Origin of the sequence: Mucilaginibacter sp., assembly GCF_965277465.1 — a bacterium.
Classification (GTDB): domain Bacteria; phylum Bacteroidota; class Bacteroidia; order Sphingobacteriales; family Sphingobacteriaceae; genus Mucilaginibacter.
In genome coordinates, this window is record NZ_CBDICW010000002.1 from 1,131,348 (window position 1) to 1,155,547 (window position 24,200).

General features: G+C 40.5%; 14 protein-coding genes. 4 read left to right on the top strand and 10 right to left on the bottom strand.

Annotation, left to right across the window (positions count from 1 at the left end; all coding sequences use genetic code 11):
• Nucleotides 1–4: 4 nt before the first annotated feature.
• Entirely contained in the window at nt 5–2,977 is a 2,973-nt protein-coding gene (locus ACQY4U_RS17430) for a SusC/RagA family TonB-linked outer membrane protein (RefSeq protein ID WP_428330729.1), read from the bottom strand.
• Nucleotides 2,978–3,322: 345 nt separating this feature from the next.
• On the opposite strand from ACQY4U_RS17430, the gene ACQY4U_RS17435 reads away from it, so the two are divergent.
• Nucleotides 3,323–4,465: an alpha/beta hydrolase-fold protein gene (locus ACQY4U_RS17435; protein WP_428330730.1), complete on the top strand. Its 1,143-nt coding sequence runs from the start codon at nt 3,323–3,325 to the stop codon at nt 4,463–4,465.
• On the opposite strand, the gene ACQY4U_RS17440 is transcribed toward ACQY4U_RS17435, so the two are convergent.
• The 8 genes from ACQY4U_RS17440 to ACQY4U_RS17475 all read right to left on the bottom strand — a co-directional run bounded on the left by ACQY4U_RS17440 (nt 4,466) and on the right by ACQY4U_RS17475 (nt 19,622).
• A complete protein-coding gene (locus ACQY4U_RS17440; protein WP_428330731.1) occupies nt 4,466–5,761 on the bottom strand; it encodes an HlyD family secretion protein in 1,296 nt (431 codons plus the stop codon).
• Nucleotides 5,762–5,843: 82 nt separating this feature from the next.
• Complete coding sequence (locus ACQY4U_RS17445; RefSeq protein WP_428330732.1) at nt 5,844–8,021, bottom strand: peptidase domain-containing ABC transporter; 2,178 nt, start codon at nt 8,019–8,021, stop codon at nt 5,844–5,846.
• Nucleotides 8,022–8,055: 34 nt separating this feature from the next.
• A complete protein-coding gene (locus ACQY4U_RS17450) occupies nt 8,056–9,303 on the bottom strand; it encodes a TlpA family protein disulfide reductase (protein WP_428330733.1) in 1,248 nt (415 codons plus the stop codon).
• 70 nt (nt 9,304–9,373) lie between these two features.
• The gene (locus ACQY4U_RS17455; RefSeq protein ID WP_428330734.1) at nt 9,374–13,036 is read right to left on the bottom strand and encodes a carboxypeptidase-like regulatory domain-containing protein; all 3,663 of its coding nucleotides are present in this window, start codon (nt 13,034–13,036) and stop codon (nt 9,374–9,376) included.
• A gap of 370 nt (nt 13,037–13,406) precedes the next feature.
• Nucleotides 13,407–13,634: a bacteriocin-like protein gene (locus ACQY4U_RS17460; RefSeq protein WP_428330735.1), complete on the bottom strand. Its 228-nt coding sequence runs from the start codon at nt 13,632–13,634 to the stop codon at nt 13,407–13,409.
• A gap of 113 nt (nt 13,635–13,747) precedes the next feature.
• Nucleotides 13,748–15,352 (bottom strand): vitamin K epoxide reductase family protein, encoded by a 1,605-nt coding sequence (locus ACQY4U_RS17465; RefSeq protein ID WP_428330736.1) that lies wholly within the window; start codon nt 15,350–15,352, stop codon nt 13,748–13,750.
• A gap of 337 nt (nt 15,353–15,689) precedes the next feature.
• Nucleotides 15,690–15,899, bottom strand: coding sequence for a hypothetical protein (locus ACQY4U_RS17470; RefSeq protein ID WP_428330737.1), 210 nt, complete (start codon nt 15,897–15,899; stop codon nt 15,690–15,692).
• A 489-nt stretch (nt 15,900–16,388) separates the two neighbouring features.
• The gene (locus tag ACQY4U_RS17475; RefSeq protein WP_428330738.1) at nt 16,389–19,622 is read right to left on the bottom strand and encodes an amidohydrolase family protein; all 3,234 of its coding nucleotides are present in this window, start codon (nt 19,620–19,622) and stop codon (nt 16,389–16,391) included.
• Between the two features lie 120 nt (nt 19,623–19,742).
• Between ACQY4U_RS17475 and ACQY4U_RS17480 the strand changes: the two genes are divergently transcribed.
• Nucleotides 19,743–21,638 carry a RecQ family ATP-dependent DNA helicase gene (locus tag ACQY4U_RS17480; RefSeq protein ID WP_428330739.1) on the top strand — a complete coding sequence of 632 codons (1,896 nt, stop codon included), beginning with the start codon at nt 19,743–19,745 and terminating at the stop codon, nt 21,636–21,638.
• Nucleotides 21,639–21,699: 61 nt separating this feature from the next.
• Here ACQY4U_RS17480 and ACQY4U_RS17485 read toward each other — a convergent pair whose 3' ends face one another.
• Complete coding sequence (locus tag ACQY4U_RS17485) at nt 21,700–22,341, bottom strand: hypothetical protein (protein WP_428330740.1); 642 nt, start codon at nt 22,339–22,341, stop codon at nt 21,700–21,702.
• 238 nt (nt 22,342–22,579) lie between these two features.
• Between ACQY4U_RS17485 and ACQY4U_RS17490 the strand changes: the two genes are divergently transcribed.
• Together ACQY4U_RS17490 and ACQY4U_RS17495 are read left to right on the top strand one after the other, a co-directional pair.
• A complete protein-coding gene (locus ACQY4U_RS17490) occupies nt 22,580–23,926 on the top strand; it encodes a DEAD/DEAH box helicase (RefSeq protein WP_428330741.1) in 1,347 nt (448 codons plus the stop codon).
• A 7-nt stretch (nt 23,927–23,933) separates the two neighbouring features.
• Nucleotides 23,934–24,200: a hypothetical protein gene (locus ACQY4U_RS17495; RefSeq protein WP_428330742.1), complete on the top strand. Its 267-nt coding sequence runs from the start codon at nt 23,934–23,936 to the stop codon at nt 24,198–24,200.

The following is a 24,200-nucleotide window of genomic DNA, read 5'->3' on the forward strand; positions in this document are numbered from 1 at the left end:
TTGCTTAAAAAGTAACATTCAGGCCAAGTGAGTAAACACGTGGGCGCGGATAAATGTTATTGTCAATTCCAGAGCTAACTTCTGGGTCAAGGCCTGTGTATTTGGTTACAACAAATACGTTTTGAACATTAGCAGTAATTCTTAAGTTGCTTGCGCCTGCTATTTTTCCAAAATTGTAAGTGATGTTGGCATTGTCCATACGTAAGAAAGATGCGTTCTCTACGTAATAATCAGAGTATAACTGGTACTGCTGAAAGTTAGTTTTTAATATGCTGTTAGGTATATTGCTCAGGTATCCCTGGAATTTTAACCCTGCATAAGCTGCGTTGCTTGCCTGTACGGCGTTATAAACGTAGTTGTTAAGGTTAGCACGTAAGGTAAAACCAAGGTTCCATTTCTTATAGTTGAAATTTGAATTGAAGCCCATAAATACCGAAGGGTTTGGTTGTTTGTACAGGTATTTATCATCGGTGGTTGTACCATTGCCGTTCCTGTCAACATAAACACCTTCAAGTGGTTTACCATTTGGACCGTAAACCTGTTGGTATACGTAGAATTGGTAAGGAGTATAACCGGCTTTTAAAAGCTGAATAGTGTTACCTACACCGCCCGGGATTCCGCCAACTGCTATTATCTGATTAGGATCACGTGTTGCTGAAATATTGTCAACAGTTATCTTGTTGAAAGAAACGTTGTAACCAAGGGTCCAGTTGATATCTTTTGAAGCTATCGCGTTTACATTAATGTTGAAGTCTAAACCTTTTGTATGCAGGTTACCAATATTTGCGTATACATGGTTAGTTAAATTTGTACCATCGGCAACCGGGGTATCAAATAAAAGATCTTTGGTTTTTTTGTAGTAATACTCAATACTACCGTTGATCCTGTTGTTCAAAAAGCCGTAATCTAAAGCTAAGTTTGATGTCGCTGTTGATTCCCATTTAATTAACGAGTTATAAGCATCAGCACGTAAAGTGTTAATGTATGAGTTACCAAACTGGTATTGTGCAGATATGTTACTTGGGTCATAAACGGCAAGGTATGCAAAGTTTGGACCGATGTCCTGCTGACCGGTAATACCGTAACTTGCTCTCAATTTCAGATCAGAAATTACGTCAACACCTTTAAGAAACGATTCCTGGTTAATTCTCCATGCTAAAGCAAGTGAAGGGAAATAACCATTACGGTTCTTTTCAGAGAATTTTGAAGAACGGTCATCACGGATAGTTGCAGTCAGCAAATATTTATCCATAAAGCTATAGTTCAAACGACCGAATGGTGATTCGATGTAATATTGCCCTGGGAAAATTGAAGGTGCTGCACTGGTTACAGTTGTTTTATCAGCTGCGTATGATGCAAATGGTTTAGTGTAAAAATGGAAGTATTGGTATGAGTAACCAGCCTGTACATCTAAATGGCTATGAATTTCCTTAAAATCTTTTGCGTATTTTAAGTAGTAGTCATTATTGTAGGTGTAGTTTTCTCCAAAATACTGAGCGTATGAACCCTTTTGTGCAAATGATGCAGCAGCAGTAGCCGGAACAAATGTTTGGCCCTGGCCATCAGTAATATCACCACCAAAAGTAGCATTAGCCTGTAATTCTTTCAGGAAAGGGAATACATAGTTTACCGAAAGGCTACCTAAACCTCTTTTTGTAGTTCCCCTGGCATCTTGCTCGTTTAATAAACCTACCGGGTTACGCGGAGCCAATGTGCTTGGGTTGCCATTACCGCTAACATCAAGCCACTCAAAATAACCACCGTATTTACTGTTGCCAGAATATACTGGTTGAGTAGGGTCAAAGCCAACAGCAGCACCAATTGCACTTTGATTAGCAAAATGCCTGTCGGTATAAGTGCCTTTGAAATTGAAATCAATTTTTAAGCTGTTTCTTAAAAAATCATGGTTTAAATTTAATGAAACAGTTGTTCTTTTTAAATTATCCTTTTTTAACACACCGTCCTGGTCTAAATAACCAAAGGCAAGTCTGTATGGTAAACCTTTAACACCACCGCTAAAGCTAATGTTGTTATCAGTTGTAATGGCTTCGCGGTAAATAAGGCTTTGCCAATCGGTATTTGCATTACCCACCAATGCTTGCTGAGCGCTTGTTAAGTTTGCCTGGCTGCTTGAAACCAAGCTTCTGAATTGTGCTGCAGATAATACAGGAACTTCTTTAGTTATTTTTGATAAAGAGTTTAACGTGCTGAAGTTAACAGTGAATTTTTCGCCGCCTTTACCTTTTTTGGTGGTTATAATAATAACACCGTTTGATGCTCTTGAACCGTAAATAGCTGTTGCGGATGCATCTTTCAAAATATTGAATGATTCTATATCATTAGGGTTGATGGTTGCTAAAGCATTATCAATACCCGGAATACCTGAATTACTGATAGGTACACCATCAATTACGATAAGGGGATCATTACTTGCAGAAATTGATGCGCCACCCCTGATGCGGATTGTGCTACCTGCACCCGGAGCACCACTGTTAGAAGTAATCTCAACACCTGAAACTTTACCCGTAATAAGCGCTTCGGGCGTAGTTACCGGTCCTTGATTAAAATCTTTTGCAGTAACAGAGATAACAGATCCTGTTAAATCCTTTTTCTTTTGGGTACCATATCCAATAACTACCACTTCATTCAGGTTTGTGTTTTGTGGTTTCAGACCGAAATCCACAGTTGTACTTACGGAAGAGGTTACGGTTACAGTTTTCTTTAAGGCTACATAGCCTAAAAATGTTGCTGTAACAGTATAGCTACCTGGTTTTAAGCCAGCAATGGTGTAACCACCGTTAGCATCAGTTGTAGAACCAAGGGTGGTTCCATCAACGCTAACGGTTGATCCAGGTAAAGGTAAATTGGTTTCGTCAATTACCTTACCTTTAATACTTCCTGTTTGTGCAAATGCAATGACTGAGATCATCAGAAATGCGCATAGGAGTACATACTTTTTTGAGTAATTTTTTCTCATATACTTATTTGTTTTGTAAATTAATTTGGGCTTATAGCCCCGGGTACAATTGGTTTATTATTTTTGCTGATGTAGCGTGTGACTAATTTACACTTACAAGTAATAAATGCAAATATTATGTATAAGATAATTTTATGAGTATTTATTAACTCAAAATTAACTTATACGAAATATAAAAGGGATAGTATTTATTTTAATAATATTTCAATTTTATGCCTCTATTTTGCAAAAAACGAAGTTTTAAATTTTTGATTGTGTATAAATTACACAATTGGCAATTTTACTAATATGTAACCTTTTCCGGGAACGTTCCCGGAAAATTAACCGTCTTTTTCACATTTAATAATGAAGAAAAAAAAATTTTTCTGCGCGTTTTTCCTTTTTGCCCAAACTTTTTTAGCGTTCGGGCAGCAAAAAGTAGTGTTTAAAACAGGCAAAATACCCGTGTTTAAAAGCACCGGCGAGCACCTTTTTTTAGCCGGTAATTTTAACAATTGGAACCCTGCCGATAAGGGATGGGAACTGCTCCCAAACTCAGCAGGATCATATCAGCTTTTGCGAGATATGCCAAAGGGGATTTACAATTTTAAAGTAACCCATGGCAGCTGGGAAAAAGCTGAATGTACAAGCACAGGCAAGCCCGCTGATAACCGGAGCATCTCCATATTAGGTGACACCACGATCACCTTGGATATTGACGCCTGGCAGGATAATTTTGCGGCTGCGCCAAAAGCCCATACAGCAAGCGCGCAGGTGCATATCATCAGCGAAAAGTTTAACATGCAGCAGCTTGGCCGTGAGCGCCGGGTGTGGATCTACCTGCCAGCCGGCTACGCAAAATCAAAAAAGAAATACCCGGTAATTTATATGCACGACGGGCAAAACCTTTTTGATGCTTATACCTCCGGCTACGGCGAATGGGGTATTGATGAAATATTAGATAAGCTTGCAGCCAAAAAGCAATGTATTATTGTAGGGATTGATCATGGTGGCGATTACAGGATAACCGAGTACGATCCATACGACTCAAAATACGGAAAGGGCAGGGGTAATGATTATGTTGATTTTATGGTGAAAACCCTGAAGCCTTACATTGATACACATTATCGCACTAAAACAAAGGCTGCCAATACTACCATAGCGGGTAGTTCAATGGGCGGTTTAATTTCTATGTATGCCGCGCTTAAATACCCTGGTGTTTTTGGTAATGCAGGTATATTTTCGCCCGCATTTTGGATCGCGCCCGAAATATATAACTATGCACAGCAAGCTAATTTATCCGCTAAAGCAAGGTTTTACTTTGTATGCGGCGATGCCGAAAGCGATATGATGGTTAACGATATGCAAAAAATGGCCGCAATAATTAAGGCTAAAGGTAAAACCGACCAGCAAGCACCGGTTGTAATTATAAAAGGAGCAAGCCATAACGAAAAGCAATGGAACGGCGATTTTCCGGCATTTTATAACTGGCTCATTGCAGGTTATTAGTTACTTATTGTTAATGATCTTAAAAAAGCTGCGGCTAAGGCGTTGTAAAATGGTGGCATCCTGGGTTATGATCTCGGCATCGGCCATCATGCCTGGTTTTAAATGAATAGGTCTTTTTAAATCAGACGAGTTTTTTATTTTAAAATCAACCCTCGAGATAAAAATACTGTCTTTATAGGGCACATCGGCAATGTAAACTATCTTCCCTCTTATCATCCCGTATTCTTCAAAAGGATAGCTTTTAAGTTTTACCAATACCTGCTGGCCTTCCTTAACTTTCCCCATGCTGTTTTGGGGTATGGTCATCTCGCCAAAAAACTGCTCATTACCCGGATTGATGTAAAATACTTCCTGATTGGCCGATAATACCTGGTTTTCCTGGATAATACCTGCATATGATAGCTTTCCGGCTTGTGATGCGCTTAAAACATATTTACTTTTCCAGTCCTCGGCAGTGCTTATTAAGCTGTTAAGTGCCTGCAAAAACTTTGATTTTTCTTCCTGCACCTGGTTATCAAGTTCTAATATCTCTTTTTGTTTGGCGGCATAATTATTATCCCCGGTTATCATGGCCGATTCTGTTTGCAGCAACGGCGATTTTTTAGCCAGGTATTTACTCTCTTCCTGCCGCAGTTCGGCTTTGGTTTCTACTTTTTGCTGCTCTAATTTTTTGTGCATTTCGTATTCATCGCCGGCAAGGCTAAAATCCTTTTGCTCAATAGTTTTTTGTGCAGTAAGCTGCTGTTGCTGTTTGTTCAGATAATCCAGATCTTTTTGCAGATACACTTTCTTCTTCACCAAAAAACCATTGTCAACTGTTGATTTATAGGTTAAATATTCCTGGAAAAATATTTGATAAGCAGCCTGCAGCTCACCAAACTGGGTATTATCTGCCTGGTTTAAAAGGATGTTGTTAAGTGGCTTATTTTGTAATACCTGCTGTTGTAACTGCTTTAAGTTGGTAAGCATGGTTAATACCTTGCTGTGGTTAGCTGTACTTTCAAGGTAGGCAAGTGGCTCATCTACCTTTACGGTTTGGTTTTCTTTAACTAACAGCTGCACTAATTTTCCTGATATTTTGGCTACCACGGGTTTAGGCGAGTTGGGCGAATCAACCTTTAGCTGTGCATTTATAATATCGGGGTACCTGATCAGTGCCGATAAGCTTATTATAAAAAGCAGTACTCCAAAAAATAAGGTAACACCCCAGCGCAACAACCATGGTGGTACTGCGGTTATAATATCCTGCATATCATCGGTGTGGCGAGCTTCTTCGGGGCTATATATGTTTGGCATTTTATTGCGTTTTAATTATCTTGACCATGATTTTAAGGACTCATGGATCTCCTGAATTGTTATTAAGTGTTATAAAAACAATTTAGGTACCTAACTCCAATTGGTTTTTAACTAATTTGTAATAATCGCCCCTTAATGCGGTTAGCTGGTGATGGGTTCCCTGTTCAATTATGCGGCCTTTATCCAGTAAAATAATATTATCGGCATTGCTAACTGTACTTAGCCTGTGTGCTACAATGATCACTGTTCGACCGGTAAAAAATTCAGACAGGTTATCCATAATCACTCTTTCGTTGTTGGAGTCGAGCGCATTGGTGGCCTCATCAAAAAATATGTATTGCGGGTCTTTATAAACGGCCCGTGCTATCAGCATCCGCTGGCGCTGGCCCTGGCTTATCCCGTTCCCTTCCGAACCTATTTTGGTGTTTAGGCCTAATGGTAAGCCATCAATAAAATCCTGTATGTTGGCCACCTTTATGGCATGTTGTAATTTTTTCTTGTCAGGATATTCATCGCCAACCGCAATATTACGTTCAATACTATCCGAAAATATAAAACCATCCTGCATCACTACGCCGCACTGGCCGCGCCAGGTTTTAAAGCCAATATTGTTTATGGGCTGGTCGCCTACTTTTATTTCGCCTTTTTGCGGTTCATAAAAACGGAGCAGCAGCTTTAGTATAGTTGTTTTACCACTGCCGCTCATCCCTACAATGGCGGTTGTTTTTCCCTGTGGTATTTGAAGGTCAATATCTTCTAATACGGGCTCATTACCCGCACCCGGGTAACGAAAGGTTAATTTATTAATGGATAAGCTTTTATTTTCTGGCAGCGAATGGTTCCATTCTTTATCAGCAGGTTCTTCATCCTGCATCTGGTGAATTTCGTTCAACCTTTCTAAACTGATCTTGGCATCCTGAAAGCCTTGTATAAAGCTTAACAACTGTTCAATAGGGCTGCTTAACTGCCCTACAATATATTGCACCGCAACCATAGCACCTAAGGTTAGGTTGCCGTTAATAACCGCCTGTGCGCTTAAAAAAGTGATCAGGATGTTTTTACCCTCATTAATAAAAGTGGCACCGCCCTGCTGATATTGGCTCAGGGCTAATGATTTTACGTTGAATTTGAATAAACGTGCCTGGATATGCTCCCATTCCCAGCGTTTTTGCTGCTCGCAATTGTTCAGTTTAATTTCCTGCATGCCGCCAATCAGCTGTACAATACTACTTTGATTTTTAGCTGAAACCTCAAAACTTTTGTAGTTGAGTGCCCTGCGTCGTTTTAAAAAAAGCACTATCCATGCGGTGTATAAGGCGCTGCTTACGGCAAATACAAAAAATATCCCTGCATTATAGTAGGCTAACACTACCGAAAATACCAACAGGTTAAACATGGAGAATATAGTTGTTAGCGTTGATCCTGTTAAAAAGCTTTGGATATTACGCTGATCGCTCATGCGCTGCATAATATCGCCTGTCATTTTGGTATCAAAAAAACTCATGGGCAGTTTCATCAGTTTGATCAGGAAATCGGTAAGGATAGAGATATTGATGCGGGTACTGATGTGCAGCAGGATCCACGAGCGGATAAACTCCACACTTACCCGCCCAATAATTAAGGCCGTTTGTGCAATAAGAATAATGTATACAAAGTTGAGGTTACGCGTATTGATACCAATATCAACAACAGATTGCGTTAAAAACGGCGTGATGAGCTGTAATAAACTGCCTATCCCCAACCCAAAAAGCAGCTGAATAACTAACTTACGATAAGTGATGAGATACCGCAGCAGGAACGACCAGCGCACTTCGCTGCCCTTTTCATCTTCCTGCTCATAAAAGTGCGGGGTAGGGGTTAATAGCAGCGCTATTCCCTCTGTGGTTTCTTTATCACTATGCCAGTTGCGGTTAAAATCAGCTTCGCTAAGGGTAATGAGCCCGGCGGCAGGATCTGCGAGGTAATAATTGCCGTTTTTAATTTTATAAAGCACCACAAAATGGTTTTGGCGCCAGTGTAAAATGCAGGGCAGCTCGGCCTCTTTTAATTGCGATGAGCTGAGCTTTACACCCAGGGAGCGGAACCCAACCTTTTCGGCAGCATCACTGATGCCTAATAAAGAAACCCCCTCCTTATTAATTTCGCAAAATTGCCGCAGGGTTTGCACCTTAAAATTACGGCCATAGTGCTTAGCTACCATGCGCAGGCAGGTAGGGCCGCAGTCCATTTGATCAGGTTGTTTGTAGTATGGGAAAGCCATAGGTATGTTAATACTCTTAAGAAAGTGTTTAATTTTAATAGGTGATTTCTTTATAATAAGCCATAAGTTCTTTTAAACCATTTTCGCCAATGCCTCTGAAAATAACTTTACCAAATGGATCAATTAATAAACAAGTCGGGAAATCATTTACTTTGTACTGTTCAATTATTCCATCTTTATTGTTTTTATCATCCAAAAGCTGTATCCAGCTCATTTCATTCTTTTTAATCAGATTTTGAACTTTAGAAATATCGGTTAACTTATCGTAAGCGATGCTTACAAATTGTATTTCTTGTTTATGCTTTACCTGTAATTTTTTAACTTCCGGAATAAGCTTAATACATGGTAAACACCATGATCCCCAAAAATCAATAATTGTATATTTTCCACTATTGGGCTTTAAAACGAACGGAATATTTGTTTGAATATCAACCGAACTAATTGGAGGTGCCAAAGTCCCTGTTTCTGCATTTTTATTTGTGCCTTTTCCAATATAATTAATGTGTAATTTGTTATGAAACAAATCTTTAATAGTATATAAGTTGCCTTCTAATGCCAAGGTATCGCTCTGTTTATATCTATAATCATTATTGTTTTTTTTATCGAAAGGTAGTTTTTGTATATTTATTTGGAATGGTGATTTTGGATGAAGCTCATCATAATTAAGAATATTTATTTTAAGCGATTGGTTATTAATTATTGCAGTGCCGGTTTTATTTACGAGCAAAATATTAATCATTACATCCAGTTTTTTGTCAAGTTCAGTATGGTAATAATTATCGGGGAAAAGGGTATGAAAGGCATCAATTTGAATTGGAACCCAAGCATTACGGATTAAGATACCATCGTAATACATAAGGTTAGCTTTCAAAGTTGGCAGGGTTTGAGATTTATCATTAAGCACGTACTCGTGGTCATCGCTAAAATCATGATTGTTGTTTGCATCAATTATCACATGTTTATTTCCATATTGGTCAAGTGCAGTAAACAGATAAATATAATTCCCTGAGATTTTTTGTTTGGTTAAGTATGTTGTATCAAATTCGTACTTTTTTATAAACTCTTTAAAGAGTTTTTTTCTTTCCGGAGTTTCGGGTAGGTTTTCGTAAGTAGCCTGTAAATTATAATAGGCTATTCTCCTTAAACTCCAATTCAAATAGTTTTTTTTGGGAATATGTGCTATAAACGTTGTATCCAAAAATGGTCTGGATGGGATTTTTATAATCGAAGTATCAGTTGCCGCTTTAAGGTTGACTGTTAATGATTGTGCAGCTACACTCAACGTGTATATGTTCAAAATCAATAATAATAAAACAAGATTTTTATAAAGCATGTTTATAACTTCAATATTATTACTCCACTTTATACCTATACACCTGCCTGCCTAAATTACCTTTATCATCCATGCCTTCAATAATCAGGCGATAGTTGCCTGTACCGTCGGCATTATAATATTCAAAGACTGCTTTGCCGTTGGGGTGGGTTACTATTTCAGGGTTCCAATAAATGGTGGTGCGGAGGTCTTTATAATCATTGTTTAATGGAGCGTGTTCATATTTAGGGGCATAAAACTCACGTGCCTTGTAAAAGCCTTTGGCTTTATAAACAATTACGCCCGGTGCTTCACGGTAAAAGTTGTTTATTTTTCTACCTCTTTTTGTGGTTATTATAATAGCCCCGGATGCTGCTTGACTGCCATAGATAGCACCATAATGAGTTCCAATTAATATTTCTATTCCTTCAATTTCATCTGGACGTATTTCATCTAAAGGATGAGTAGTTGGCGCTATTGGGGTGCCATCTATATATACCATCATTGGGTCTGGAAGGATGTTAACACTTTCCATTCTCATTCCTTTTAACCGGTTTACATATACATTGCCACTATGTATTGTTACCCCACTTATTTTTGCAGCCAAACAATCTATAATTTTAGCACAAGGAAGGTTCTCCAAATCTTTAGCTGTGATAACCTGGTCCGCATTACCGGATCCATTTAAGTTGGCAGAATGTGCCACAATCTCCTCTTTTTTCTTTTTTTCTTTTACTACCACCTCTTTCAGCATCAGGTTATGTTTATTAATACCATATTTTTGCTGTTCCTCATAAAACTGCTTGCTGCTTTGCACATAAGCATTCAAAGCATTGTTATTGCTTAGTTCATCATACATGGTTTTATTGCCTGCTACAGGCAAAGCCATCGCCTGGTCGGGTATTACATCCACATCCTTTATTCCCTTGGCGGTACGTGCCTGTATCACAAATTTGGTACTGTCGTTAAACGTTAAGTTGTTAAATATAAACCTGCCGTTACTGTCGGTAACCGTATCCAACATTAAACTCCCTGCCGATTTGGTAAAGAGCTTTACCGTACCGGCCTGCACAGGTTTGTTGTTTGCCTTTACATTACCTGCAACCTGCAATCCTTTTTCGGGCTGATAGTCCATAGGGTTATTTATATTGTTATTGTCCAGTATCTTTTTCCACTCAAAGCTTCGGTAACCGTTGGTGAGCATTATTAGGTCAAGGTCGGCAGTGGTTTTATCGGTAGTATGGGTAAAGTAATAATTTGGCTGTTCAATATATCCTTTCAGCTCCGAGGTTAGTAACAGGTTGTTGATAATGGTTGATTCCTTATTTTCATCAACGGATACTTTGCCCTCGTCAATTACAGCTACCGAGAAATGCCCGCTGTACAGCGAATCCGCAGTGCTTAAGGCATCAAGGCTGATCTTTACTTTTTCCCTTTTGTTATAAACGGCTTTGTCGCTGCTTACGTTCAGCTTTAACAAGTCGTCGTTTTGTACAAATAACAGGCGCTCGCACAAAGGTTCTCCCGCTGCCGAAAACAGGGTAGCCTTAGCAACCCCTGTATGCAGCTGTCTTTTATTAATGTTTAAAGTTACCTCGGGTTTATCCAGCTTACAGCTGATGCTTAAAGGGATGCCGCCAGCATACAGCATCAGGGTAAAAACCTTGTTCCTATTTTGTTCATAATAAAGTTTGCTACTGCTGATCTTTATACTATAGGATCGGCTGATGTCTGTAACCGAAAGGTTGATGCCGTTCTCCTCAATTTTTGGCAGCTCCATTATATCCTGGGTGCCGTTAGCATAGCTTAACCGGGCTTTGTAGGTTTTGCCAGCCTCAGGGTTCATATAAAAATACCCCATGCCCAAATGGGTGGCGGCAAATTCTACCAACTCTTTATTGTTATTATCTAAAAGTACCCCTTTAACTCCTATACCTAACCCGGTTTGATCAATGGCTTTAAACGCTACTTTACAGCGTACGCCGGTTATAAGGCTTCCACCTTCGGGTAAAAAACTCATTACTGGCTTGGCTTTTGTGTGCGGTGGCTGGCTGTTTCCGCTTTCGGGTACTTGCTGGTTTTGTGTAGAACCGATGGGGATGGTTTGATCAAAAAAAGCATCCCCCCCTTTATTGCGCATGTAGCTGGTGTAGGCCCTGATACGGTAGTTGCCCGTTTTTAACGTATCGGCCAATGCAAAATCGCCCCGGGCCATGCCATTGTTTAGTTGCAGTTTGATGGACTGCCCTATATTATTTTTAGGGTCGATAAGGTCTGCATATAATAAGCCACTCAATTGCGATAGCTGGTGCTGGCTGCCATTGGTTACGTAAGCTTTAAAATATATGGTATCGCCTGCTGCATAATAGGGTTTATCAAAATGGAGGTAAGCTTTTTCGGTATTATGGTATGCCTGATACTTTTTTACTTTGGTATCAATGTTGTTAACCAGGTTACTGTCTATCCCTTCGGTTTTGTTAATGGCGGGCTCATAATCAACAGGGAGTAAGCCGGCTACCCGATTCCTGATCCATACGCCATCATACGTTAGACTGCGCGGATTAATTACCGTACCGTTATTATCAAACAAAGCTATTGGGCTGTTAAAGGTAACCAGGGTGCTGGATGTGTTATTAGCATCGGCTAAATGACTGATAGCCCCAGTACTGAAATAGCCATATTTATTATAGGAGATAAACAAGGCATCATTACCACCATTGATGCTTAAGGCAAATAACCCGGGCTGGTTGGTACGTTTAATAATATCTGCTTTATTTAAGGGGGTTGCAATAAGTTTGCTTTGCAGTATGGCAGGTAGTTTAGCCTTTTTTAGCCAATAGGATAAAGAATCTTTATAGTTGTATTTCCCTTTATCATTTTTTAATAAAGTAAAAACCCTGATATTCTCATTGATCACACTATCTGCCGGGCGGAGCGGGTTGCGGGTAATTGCTAAACGCAGCACCCGGAAACCATCCTGATCGATGCGGTTATTTATTGCTGAGCGTAAAAAATGCATCTGCGAGCCTTCGTAAACTTCCTGCCGCCTTGCTTTCCATTGCTGTTCCTCATCGGGCGAGCCTTTCAACGGCTCGAACAGCACAGAGCCGGCATACGAAAAGGTCTTGTCCTTTTCGTCATAATTGTTCAGCACAAAGTCTGATACTAAATATTTGATGCGGTAACCTAAGGCCTTATTTTCAATCACCAAAAAATCTGCAGAAGACGCGGTGAGGATACCTGTTTTTTCATCGTAACTAAGGTCGAGCATTTCGGGGTTAATGATCCTGCACTCTTTAGCCAAATCCGATTTTCCTAAAAACTCATCCTTAAACCAGTCGTAATTGCGCTGGCGGTCGGGGTCGTGGTTTACTTTAACCTTTACCTCGTTAAGAGCAATAGCTTTTGGGTATATGGTAATATCAGGCAAGCTGATGTTGGCCCCAGTTACCACCAAAGTTTGTTTATAGGCATCAAACCCCACCATTGATACTACTAACTCGTATTTGCCCGGTTTAACGTGCGCTAAAGTAAAAGTACCATCGGCAGCGGTTTTATCGCCAATGGTAGCATTGCTGATAAACACGCTGACATTGTCTACAGGTTTGGTATCAACCTGGCTGATCACCCGCCCCTTAATGGTTACCTGGCTAAATACAGCTAAAGGAAACAGGAATACAATAAGGTATAGGGTTTTGATCATATGCTGTATTAATTGTAACAACTATGCTGAATACAAGATAGCAATTACCTTTTGAATTTAATTTATTACTCCGACGTTATATCTGTATACCTGCCGGCCTAAATTACCATCGTATCAATTCCCTCAATAACAATACAGTAAACCCTTCTTGCTCTTGACATTAAAATATTCAACGTAGGTCTTTGTTTTTGATTGCTCTTAAGGTTTTTGTGTTGTGGTTAATAAAACTCCCAGGTTTATCAAGCAATTATTGAAATAAAAAATTTCTCATAGTTACATTATAGAACCGGGATTATTAATAAAGCATTTGTTAAGGTTTAGATAAGACTATTAATCTTACCTAAACCAAAAAGTAGTTTAATATAGCTTATTATATATTACCACATGTACAACTTACAACTTCCCCACCAAATGTACATGCTCCCTCAAAATTTGAAGTACATGCTTGTACATATGTAGTTGTGTAACCATATCGTCCATTTGGATACTGTGGATCTGCACCTTCTAGCTCTGTTTTACATACCATAGTGCATACAGGAAAAACACCTCCCGTTACATTTTTCATTTCTTCTCTGCTAAGTTTTTGAAAATTTGACATAATTTTTTTTTTAATAAAGTTTAGTTATTTACCGGTACTAAGCCCCAGCATTTGTGGCGGCATGTATTGTTAAAGTGCATGCTTCTTTACTTTTGGCCAAAGTATCTGGTGCTTTAATCAAGCATATATTTTAAATCGGGCAGTTGGTACAGGTCGGGTACGCGGTAGCCGTTAAGCAGCATGGTTGGGGTTGCGGTAACTTCGGCCATTCTAACCCAGTTGCTTTGTTTGTCAAGCTTATAAAAGTCGGCCTCGTTTAATTGTACGGGATAGGCTTTTGCCCAGGTAGGGTAGTCCTTTTGTTTTTGTTCGTACCAGTCGTGCAGTGCATTTTGTACAATGGATTTATCTTTTAGCTGGTTAAGGGCCATCAGGTGCCGGCTAACCGGGGTGCGTATGTCATCATCGGTATTGGTGGTGGCAAATACAATGCGTGCCTGTAAATCGCCGCGCTGCTCCATGAGTTCAATTAAAATTTCGTGCATTTTTGAGCAGGGCTGGCAGTAGGGATTGCTTACCATCGTAATAATATTGTTAGCCTCTACATTACCCAAAACAATGCTCCATTCTTCATCAGGAGTAGCATATTTAGGCTGCTCAGTAAGTAGTTTGGTAAATAGTTCGGTATTGTACTTAAACTTGTGGAGTTGTTTTTTTAAAGGGGATAGCTGCTGTGTTTTTAAAAACAAAGGCTTTATCAAAATCCATAGTATAACGGGCAGCAGCAGGCAAATTGCAATTGTGCTTAAAGCGCGGGCAGGGTCATCGCCTAAAGCAATCGGAATATTTTTTACATATAATACTATAGCAATAAACTCCAGCCATAACATAGCCTGCACGGTACAACAGAGTACACACCATTGTTTGGCAACACGGGCCTGGTAATAAATAGAATAAAAGGTATATGGCAAGCTTACTACATTTAAAATAGCTAACGCCCACCATATACTGGCCGAGCCGCCGCCAAATAATACCATTAGCCAGGTACCGGCAAAATAAAAAAAGCCAACTTCGCTCCAGCTAAGGCCGTCAAATACCTTGGCTGCTTTTGATGATAGTATTTCATTACAATTGGTTTTACCACCACCGCCGCCCTGGCAAAGCTTTTGCACCAGGGGGTTATTGCTATCAATTGACTGTACCAGTAGCAAGACGGATGTAATTAAGCCCACGCTTTTAAAAACAGTGAGCAATAAACTTTGCCAGCTTAAATTGGTAAAGTAAGCACTGTGAAAAACAAGCGCCGCTAATAATATTACGCCAAGCCCTATGGCTACAGCAGGTGTTTTTATGGCTGATAGGGTGTCTTTAATTTTAGGGGCTATGGTTGGGCCGTCGCCGGGTTCGGCAGTTAAAACAATGCCTTTAAATATCTTTTTAAATTCTGCGGTATCAAGTTTATGGTTATTCCATTTTTCGCTGGATACAGAAACCTTATCGAGCCCCATTTTGTTTACCACCACAAAATCGCCGCCGTTAATATTGGTGTGGGCAACAAAAGGGCAGGGTACATTAATCAGGTTATCATATTCAATACGGTAGGCTGCATTTTGAATATTTAGCGCTGTTAAAACATCGCTGATTGCCAGCAGGCTGGGATAATCGGGGTGCTTGTCTAATTCGGAACTAACCGTTTCCGGATCAACAGGGATTGAAAGATCCTTTAATAGTTTATTTACAGCAGCATCTGGATTTTGGTGGTTAGAAATAGAAAGCATAAGGATAGGATATAGGCGTGAAAAAATAAACAGGTGATTTAAAGTGAGGCTTACTTATAATGATATGGAGAAAAGGAGCAGGACAGTAAACAGTGTTTTTCCTGGTAGCGCACTAAGTAATATTTCATAGATGTTATAACGTATATAGTTCACAAGATAATAATAAACTTAAGGTTAAAACAACCCGTTAAAACACCGTAAATACACCCCGTTTTTTAACGGTATTTTAATTTACAGGCTAATTATTTAAACTATTTTGTTATAAAACTAAGCATTAAGTGTTTGTAAAATAATATACAGGTGGTTGATGTTAACCACCTGTATAAGCAATACTTAATTAAATATCACAAGGGCAACGGGTTGCATCGCCTGAATAAGCGTATGATACCCATGTGCCGTTATCAGGGCAATGCGGGCAAGGTGCACAAGGGCTTAATACCTGTTGGTTGGTACCATTAATGTCACAAATAACCCAAACCTGGTCAGAACGGATACCACCTGTTACTGCTTTCATTTCGCTTCTGCTTAGCAATGTTTTGTTTTTCATAAAATTGTGTATTTAATAATGTTTTACCGTTACCACGCTCCGGTAATTTAGCGGCATGTATTGAAAAAGTGCATGCTTCTTTACTTTGCAAAGTGTCTTTATAAAAAAATGTGTTGTTATTTAAAACTATTTGATAATTAGATAGATATGTCTAAAAAAGAAATATTTTTATAACTTTAAATTAAAATATCTACTAAAATGGTGTATTTTGTAGGTAATTATCTTGCTGTTTATCATAAATAATTTGGTGGTTGTTTTTTTAAATTTATAATTAATATTGCTAATAAAACAACCCGTGTTTTCACCCTTTTTGTACCCGTATTTTCACGGTATTTTAATTAATGGGTAATATTTATGGTGAAATAATGCTATATATCAGGATATTGAATTGAATACAGCAGATGAGCAATCAATTAACTGGAACAAAAAAAGACCCTCGCGCTGGCGAGGGTCTTTTTATATGATATGAAGTTAAATTATTGACGGATATTAATCACCATCCTGTGTGGTAAACTGGTAGGTTTCGGTATTGCCAACAGGTAGGTTTGATATTTCACCGCGATTTAGCTGCCACCAAAAGCGCAGCCTTGGCTTGTCGCGGTTACCAATCTCGTTCATCGAGTCGGCATCATACAGGCGGCCGTTAACCATTACATATTTTATCTTATCGCTATTGCGGATATCATCCAGCGGGTTATCATTCAATATCACCATATCTGCAAGTTTCCCAACCTCTAACGATCCGATTTCTTTATCCATTCCTAAATACGATGCGCCATTTATAGTAGCGCAGCGCAGCGCTTGCATAGGCGTCATACCACCTTGTGTAAGCATCCATAGTTCCCAGTGGGCGCCAAGTCCTTGTATCTGCCCGTGTGCGCCTAAGTTTACCTTAGTGCCGCCATCGGCAATCTGCTTTACATATTTTGATACTTCGATATGGCCGTAATCGCCATATTCGGAGGTGGTTCTGCGTCTTGAGCGTGCATCAATAATTGATTGCGGCGTAAAACTCAACAAGTGCTCGTTTTTCCATACTTCGGTACGGTCGTACCAAAAGTTTTCACCAAACTGTGTTCCGTAGGCTACTATCAAGGTAGGAGTATAGCCGGTTTTACTATTGTTCCATAAGCTTTTTACATCCTTATAAACAGGCCAAACCGGGATATTGTGCTCAATGCCGGTATGTCCATCCAAAATCATGGTCATGTTGGTAAAATAGGTTGATCCACCTTCGGGTACCACTTCCATCTGTAATTCCCTGGCAGCTTCAATTATTTGCTGGCGCTGCTCGCGGCGGGGCTGGTTATAACTTTTAACCGAAAATGCACCTACAGCCTTTAAGCGGCGCAGGTTTGAGCGCGCATCGTCCAGGCTATTGATAACGGCTTTAAAATCACCATCGGCACCATATAAGATAGTCCCTGTTGAATATACGCGCGGCCCTACCATGTGACCCGATTTGAGCATTTCCGACTGGCTGAAAACCATCTCCGTATTGCTCGACGGATCATGCGAGGTTGTTACCCCAAACGCCAGGTTGGCATAATAGTTCCAGTCTTGCTGCGGACTAATGCCATCAGGGCTGGTATGCAGGTGCCCGTGCACATCAACAATACCCGGCATAATGGTTTTGCCATTAGCATCATAAATTTTTGCATCGGCAGGGATAGGTACATCGGTTGATTTACCTATGGCAGTTATCTTATTCTGATCAATAATAATAGTTGCATCTACCAATACTTCATCACCTTTCATGGTAATGATGCGCGCATTTTTAAAAGCTATCTTCCCGGTGGGTACGTCGGTTTTTAATTTAAGGCCCAGATCAATTCCTGCTGTATCTGCCGCTGGCGTTTTATCAGTAGCATCATCAATAAAAGGGAATGCGCTATGAATATCCCGCACAAAATATTTAGGGCCCAGCGTCCACATTAATTTTTGGCTGTCTTTGCTCCAATGCAGGTAAGTACCGGCATCGCGGGTGAGTTTATTGAGCGGGATAGCTTTATTGCCTGCCGACAGATCCTGCGCTCCTCCGGTGCTGATCATTGGGGTAAGGTAGCAGTTATATAGTTCGGTAAATGCCATCCATTTGCCATCTGGGCTCGGGCTAAACTGGGTTGCATATTTTGAGGTATACAACGTACGCTGATTTGCACCCGTAGTATCCATTACCTTATAAGCTTTCTTATCATCTTCTGAGCTTTGGTAGTAGATCTTTGAGTCATCGGCAGAGAACTGAGGTATTATCCCATTATCGATCACTAATTTAGGGGTTCCGCCTATAGCCGGGATAATATAGATTCCGCCATTCTTGCCAAAAGCAAAGCCTGATGTTTCATTGCCTTCGCCTTTGCGAAAAACAATTTTATCGCCTTTGTTTGAAAACCTTGGCGAGTAGTAAAAACCCTTTTCGGTAGTTAGGCGGGTTACCAGGCAGCTGGTAAGGTCTATTCTGTTTACTGATGCTTTTAGCTCATCGCTCCAGTCAATATAAACCAATGATTTCCCGTCGGGACTAAAGGAAGGCTCATATTCAAAATCATTGGTGGTAGTAATTCTGGTTGGCGTACCGTTAGGTAAGGCCTTGGTATAAATATAGCCGGCAGCATTAAAAGCTACCACCTTGCCATCGGGCGAGGTAGTTAACTGGCGGATCATTTTAACAGGAAATTCATCCTGGAAAACCTTTTGCTGAAAGTGAAGCGCATCCGTAATGGTTTGCTGTGATGTTACTTCAAAAGGGATCTGTGCCGCATTCAGCGTGTTAATGTCTAAGTTCCATATCTTACCTTTTGCGTAAAATATAAGGTTATTGCTGTTTGGCAGCCAGCCAAAGTTGGGGTAAACACCAAAAATAGCCCAGGTTTCCTGCTGATCGTGCGATAAACCGTCATATACGGGCCATTCTTCGCCGGTACTTAAGTTATGAATAAACAGTACCGATTTTAGCCTTACCCGCTTTACAAATGCCATCAACTTACCATCGGGCGATATTTGTGGACGGCATGCACCACCTGATCCGCCGGTTACAGTTTCAATATTGCCGGTAACCCGGTTTAATCTTTTTATAGCGTATATGCCCTGGTTTGGGTCTTTGTTATATTGAAAATTTGGGCCGGGGGTAACATCCTCGCTCCAGTAAACATATTTGCCATCAGGCGATATGATGGGTTCGCCTGCATCTTGCTGATCGTTTTTGCGCTTGGTAAGCTGGATGCCTTCGCCGCCGGTTTTGTGGTAAAGCCACATTTCGCCAGCTCCTAATGAGCGTGTGCCTGTAAAATGCTTGCGCGCCACTAAGTATTGCCCATCCGGAGCCCATGATGCATTGTTCAGCAGCCTGAAGTTCTCTTTGGTGATGGAGTGCTTATTGCCGCCATCGGCATTCATTATCCATATATTATCGCCGCCTTCTTTATCGCTGGTGTAGGATATTGATTTACCATCGGGACTAAAACGGGGTTGTACCTCCCATGCTTTACCACCTGCAAGTAATGTTGCTTTGCCACCGGTAACCGGGAGGCTGTAAATATCGCCTAACAGATCAAACACGATGGTTTTACCATCAGGGCTTACATCTAAATTCATCCAGGTGCCTTCATCGGTAGTAATGCTTACCTTTTTAGCTGGCGAGGGTGGATTTTCTACATTCCATTTTTGGGCATGCAGGCTGATGGTAAGGATTAAAAATATAAGGGTAGCGTAAATTACTTTCATTACATATATGTTTACAGTTGCGAATTTAGAAATAATAAAGTATTTCGGATTTCGAATGTTCGATTTCGGATTTATCTTTACCAAAATCAGAAAATCAAAAATCTGAACCCGAATTAAAGAATGACCATTCAGCAAATCCTACAGCAATACTGGAACCATGATACTTTCCGCCCGATGCAGGAGGAGATCATCAAGTCTGTATTGTTAGGGCACGATACTTTGGCATTGCTGCCAACGGGTGGTGGTAAATCAGTATGTTTCCAGGTGCCCGCATTGGCAAAGGAGGGGATATGCATTGTGGTATCCCCGCTTATAGCCTTGATGAAGGATCAGGTTGAGAACCTGCGGGCTAAGGGCATTGAAGCGGTATCAATCGTATCGGGTATGAGCAAACGCGAGATTGATCTGGCGCTTGATAATTGTATTTACGGCCAGGTAAAGTTCCTGTACCTATCGCCCGAGCGTTTATTGTCTGATCTGGTGCGCGAGCGTATCAAGTACATGAAGGTAAATTTAATAGCGGTTGATGAAGCGCATTGTATCTCGCAGTGGGGCTATGATTTCAGGCCGCCTTACCTGCACATTGCTGATCTGCGCGACCTGCATCCAGATGTAACGGTGCTGGCGCTTACCGCCACTGCCACCGCCGAGGTTAGGGAAGATATACAGCAAAAGCTATTATTTAAAGCACCTAATGTTTTTCAGCAAAGTTTTGAGCGTAAAAACATTAGTTACGTAGTACAAAACGAGGAGAACAAATATAAAAAGCTATTGGATATTGCCCGCGGCGTAAAGGGCAGCGGCATTGTTTATGTGCGCAGCCGTAAAGAAACTACCGAAATTGCCAGGTTTTATAACGATAACGGTTTTAGGGCCGATTTTTACCACGCAGGTTTGGAGGCCGAACTGCGGTCGCATAAACAGGAGAGCTGGAAAAACAACCGCACGCAAATTATTGTGGCTACTAATGCCTTCGGGATGGGCATTGATAAGCCTGATGTCCGATTTGTGATCCACAAGGATATGCCCGAAAGTTTGGAGGCTTATTACCAGGAAGCAGGCAGGGGTGGGCGCGATGAGCAAAAAGCCTACGCAGTTTTACTCTACAATTATACCGACAGGCTTAAACAGGAAAAAAAATTTGAGCTTAGCTTTCCATCCATAGACGAAATAAAACAGGTTTATCATTATTTGGCTAATAACTACAGCTTAGCCTACGAGGCAGGTGAGGGCATCAGCTTTGACCTTGACCTGGGTGAATTTTGCAGTAAGTTTAAGCTTGAGCCAATAAAAACCCTTAATGCGTTAAAGTTTTTGGAACAGGACGAATACCTGTCGTTTAACGAGAGCGTGTTTTTGCCATCGCGTTTCAGGTTTAGTGTAGAGAATGAGCAGTTATATAATTTCCAGATCCAAAACCCCGGCTGGGATCCTTTCATCAAAACCATTTTACGATCTTATGGTGGCTCGTTTGATAATTATGTACGCATAAGGGAGTTTGACCTGGCCCGCCGGGCTAATATGAACGTGCAGCAGGTTATTGAAGGCTTACAAAAATTACAGGAGTTTAAAATACTAAGCTATCTGCAGCAAACAGATAAGCCGCAGGTTACCTATTTAAAACCCCGCCAGCATGCCGATGCGCTTTATATCAACAAACGGCTTATTGACGAACGTAAACAAACCATCAAAAAAAAGATGGAGGCCGTTTTTGCCTATGCCGAACACCGTAAATGCCGCAGCCAGATGCTTTTGTCGTATTTTGATGAGGCCAATGCCGGCAAATGTGGCGTGTGCGATATTTGCCTTGAAGAAAAGCGGCAAAAAAACAGTTCAGAAATTGTTGATGATATTACCAACGAGATCGTACAGCTCCTAAGCATCTCATCGCATGATATTGGATCATTAGTGTCCTCGGTTACTATGGGTACTGAAAAAGAGCGGATAGCAACTATCAGGCTGTTGCTTGATGCCGGGAAGATAAAATTTGCGGGCGATAAGTTGGTTATTGGCTAAATACAACAGGCGTAACCAATTAGCTACGCCTGCGTTAGGGGATTTGTATATTGTCGCGGTGTTATTTCTTTCCCCAGTAATAATTTAAACCGAAAGAGATCTTATCATTCAGCCCGGCATTAAGGGTATGATCTTTTGTTTTATAATCTAAATTATAGCCAATATTACCAAAACCAAGGTTTACACCTAATTTGGGTGTAGCAAAAAACACAAAGTTTGGTGTGCCGCCAATGGTTAATGTTCCATATTTAAAATAGGTTGAGTTGTTTAAAGTACTGATACCTACCTGCGGAAAAAAGCCGAATTTATCAGTGATCATACAGTAATAACGTACATTAATTCCCAAACCAACAGCGCTTGAGTGGTAATTGTCTTTTGAGGTATAATCGTCGGCAACAGCCGTGTTTGAGTAATAATCAGACTCTTCAGTTCCCGAATTGCGTGAATAAGTTGGCTGGATGCCGATTGACCATTTTTTACTGATAAAGTAGCCAAACTCAGGGCTTAGGGTAAATGCAGCAATATTTGTAGTGGTATATATGGTGTAACCTGTACTGTAATTATAGGTGCTTGATGAACCAAAGCTGTTGTAATTATAGCTTAAGCTACCACCCAAATAATAGCCGCCTTTGTCGCCTTGTGCAGCTGCAGAACCAATAAATAATGTAAAAAGAATAGAAAATAGAAGTAATTTTTGTTTCATATAAGTTAATATTTAAAGCAAAAGTAATATTCCTTTGGCCAATAAATATTTAATGTATGGACGAACGAGGGTTTTGTATGGATGAATGCGTTTGCCGCCTATTTAATGGTGTTATTGGAATAAAGCATAAATAGCTTATAAGCCTGTTTAGGCTCGTTTTCATGGGTAAATAGGAGTCTAAATCCTCACTTTGCGGTGTTTGGGACTGTCAACGCTTAAAAAAAACTATCTTTGCGGCATGGGTGTAACTTTCGATGATTTTGATTTTAACCGGCAAATATTAAATGCCATTGCCGATGCCGGTTATACCGAAGCTACGCCTATTCAGCAAAAAGCTATTCCGCCTATCCTTAACGGGCAGGATGTAATGGGCATTGCGCAAACAGGTACAGGTAAAACTGCGGCTTATGTTTTGCCTATATTAATGCGCTTAAAGTATGCACAAGGCGATAATGCCCGTGCGCTTATAATTTCGCCAACACGTGAGCTGGCCATGCAGATTGAAGAAAACGTGAAAACGTTTGCTGCCAATACCGATTTGCGGGTGGTTGTGCTGTATGGTGGTCTTGGTCCTAAAACACAGATAGAACAAATAAATAAAGGAGTTGATATTATTGTAGCTACACCGGGCCGTTTTATGGATTTATACCTGGCCGGGCATATTGTTACCAAAACGCTGCAGGTATTGGTGCTTGACGAGGCCGATAAAATGATGGATATGGGCTTTATGCCGCAGATCAACCGCATTTTGGAGGTTGTTCCGGTAAAAAGGCAGAACCTGCTTTTTTCGGCAACCATGTCTGATAAGATCCATGAGCTTTCCAATAACTTTTTAGAGTTCCCTACCATAATTGAGGTAACCCCACAGGCTACCCCGGCGCAAACAGTTAACCAGCAACTATATTACGTGCCCAATGTTAAAACCAAAATCAACCTGCTTAAAAAGCTGTTGGATATTGAAGGCGACATTAAAAAGCTGATGATATTTTGCAAAACCCGTATCGCTGCCGAAGATGTATATAAGTTTTTGCTGCGTAAATTTGGCGAAAAGGAAGTAAAGGTGCTGCACGCCAATAAGGGGCAAAATACCCGTATCAATGCCATCAATGCTTTTAAAAATGATGAGGTTAAAATATTGGTAGCAACGGATGTGGCATCGCGCGGTATTGATGTGAGCGATGTAAGCCACGTTATAAACTTTGATGTGCCTGTTGTTATTGAAGATTATGTACACCGCATAGGCCGTACCGGTCGGGCTTATCAGCATGGTGAGGCCATCACCTTTTGCGGCCCTGCCGAAGAGTATTATCTGCGTAAAATAGAAAAACTGATCAGGCAAACCATACCGGTATTTACTATCCCCGGCGATGTGTTTATTGAGGAAACACCTTATGACGAACGGCAGGAGCAGGCCAAAGAGATTGACATGCAAAAGCGGCGTGATGATCCGGATTTTAAAGGCGCATTCCACGAGAAGAAGACACTGAACCAGCGCAAAAAGTTTGATGCTGCCAAAGCCAAAGCAACGGGTAACTATAAAGAAAAACGAACGAAATCTCCAAAATCATACAGAAAAAAGCATTAGTACGTATATGAAGTTCAGGATCACTCCACTAAATTTTGCAAGTGCATTCTTTTTAATAGTTGCGGTTTACAGTTGGGTTTATGGCATCCAGGTATCAGGTACCCACATTAAGGGAATGGGTAATACTTTGGGCTGGATATTTTTACTGTTTGCAGTTGTAGTGTCATTTATGGATATTATGTTCCGTAATTTTTTCCCCGAAACCAAAAAAGTATGGATTGTAGAGCTAAGCTTTATAACTTTGGCGGCAATTATATTTTTACTTGTTAAATAA

What these genes read in the sequence shown, in the direction of transcription:
- ACQY4U_RS17430 (WP_428330729.1), bottom strand. Translation starts at nt 2,977, where the DNA reads ATGAGAAAAAATTACTCAAAAAAGTATGTACTCCTATGCGCATTTCTG.
- ACQY4U_RS17435 (WP_428330730.1), top strand. Translation starts at nt 3,323, where the DNA reads ATGAAGAAAAAAAAATTTTTCTGCGCGTTTTTCCTTTTTGCCCAAACT.
- ACQY4U_RS17440 (WP_428330731.1), bottom strand. Translation starts at nt 5,761, where the DNA reads ATGCCAAACATATATAGCCCCGAAGAAGCTCGCCACACCGATGATATG.
- ACQY4U_RS17445 (WP_428330732.1), bottom strand. Translation starts at nt 8,021, where the DNA reads ATGGCTTTCCCATACTACAAACAACCTGATCAAATGGACTGCGGCCCT.
- ACQY4U_RS17455 (WP_428330734.1), bottom strand. Translation starts at nt 13,036, where the DNA reads ATGATCAAAACCCTATACCTTATTGTATTCCTGTTTCCTTTAGCTGTA.
- ACQY4U_RS17460 (WP_428330735.1), bottom strand. Translation starts at nt 13,634, where the DNA reads ATGTCAAATTTTCAAAAACTTAGCAGAGAAGAAATGAAAAATGTAACG.
- ACQY4U_RS17465 (WP_428330736.1), bottom strand. Translation starts at nt 15,352, where the DNA reads ATGCTTTCTATTTCTAACCACCAAAATCCAGATGCTGCTGTAAATAAA.
- ACQY4U_RS17470 (WP_428330737.1), bottom strand. Translation starts at nt 15,899, where the DNA reads ATGAAAAACAAAACATTGCTAAGCAGAAGCGAAATGAAAGCAGTAACA.
- ACQY4U_RS17475 (WP_428330738.1), bottom strand. Translation starts at nt 19,622, where the DNA reads ATGAAAGTAATTTACGCTACCCTTATATTTTTAATCCTTACCATCAGC.
- ACQY4U_RS17480 (WP_428330739.1), top strand. Translation starts at nt 19,743, where the DNA reads ATGACCATTCAGCAAATCCTACAGCAATACTGGAACCATGATACTTTC.
- ACQY4U_RS17485 (WP_428330740.1), bottom strand. Translation starts at nt 22,341, where the DNA reads ATGAAACAAAAATTACTTCTATTTTCTATTCTTTTTACATTATTTATT.
- ACQY4U_RS17490 (WP_428330741.1), top strand. Translation starts at nt 22,580, where the DNA reads ATGGGTGTAACTTTCGATGATTTTGATTTTAACCGGCAAATATTAAAT.
- ACQY4U_RS17495 (WP_428330742.1), top strand. Translation starts at nt 23,934, where the DNA reads ATGAAGTTCAGGATCACTCCACTAAATTTTGCAAGTGCATTCTTTTTA.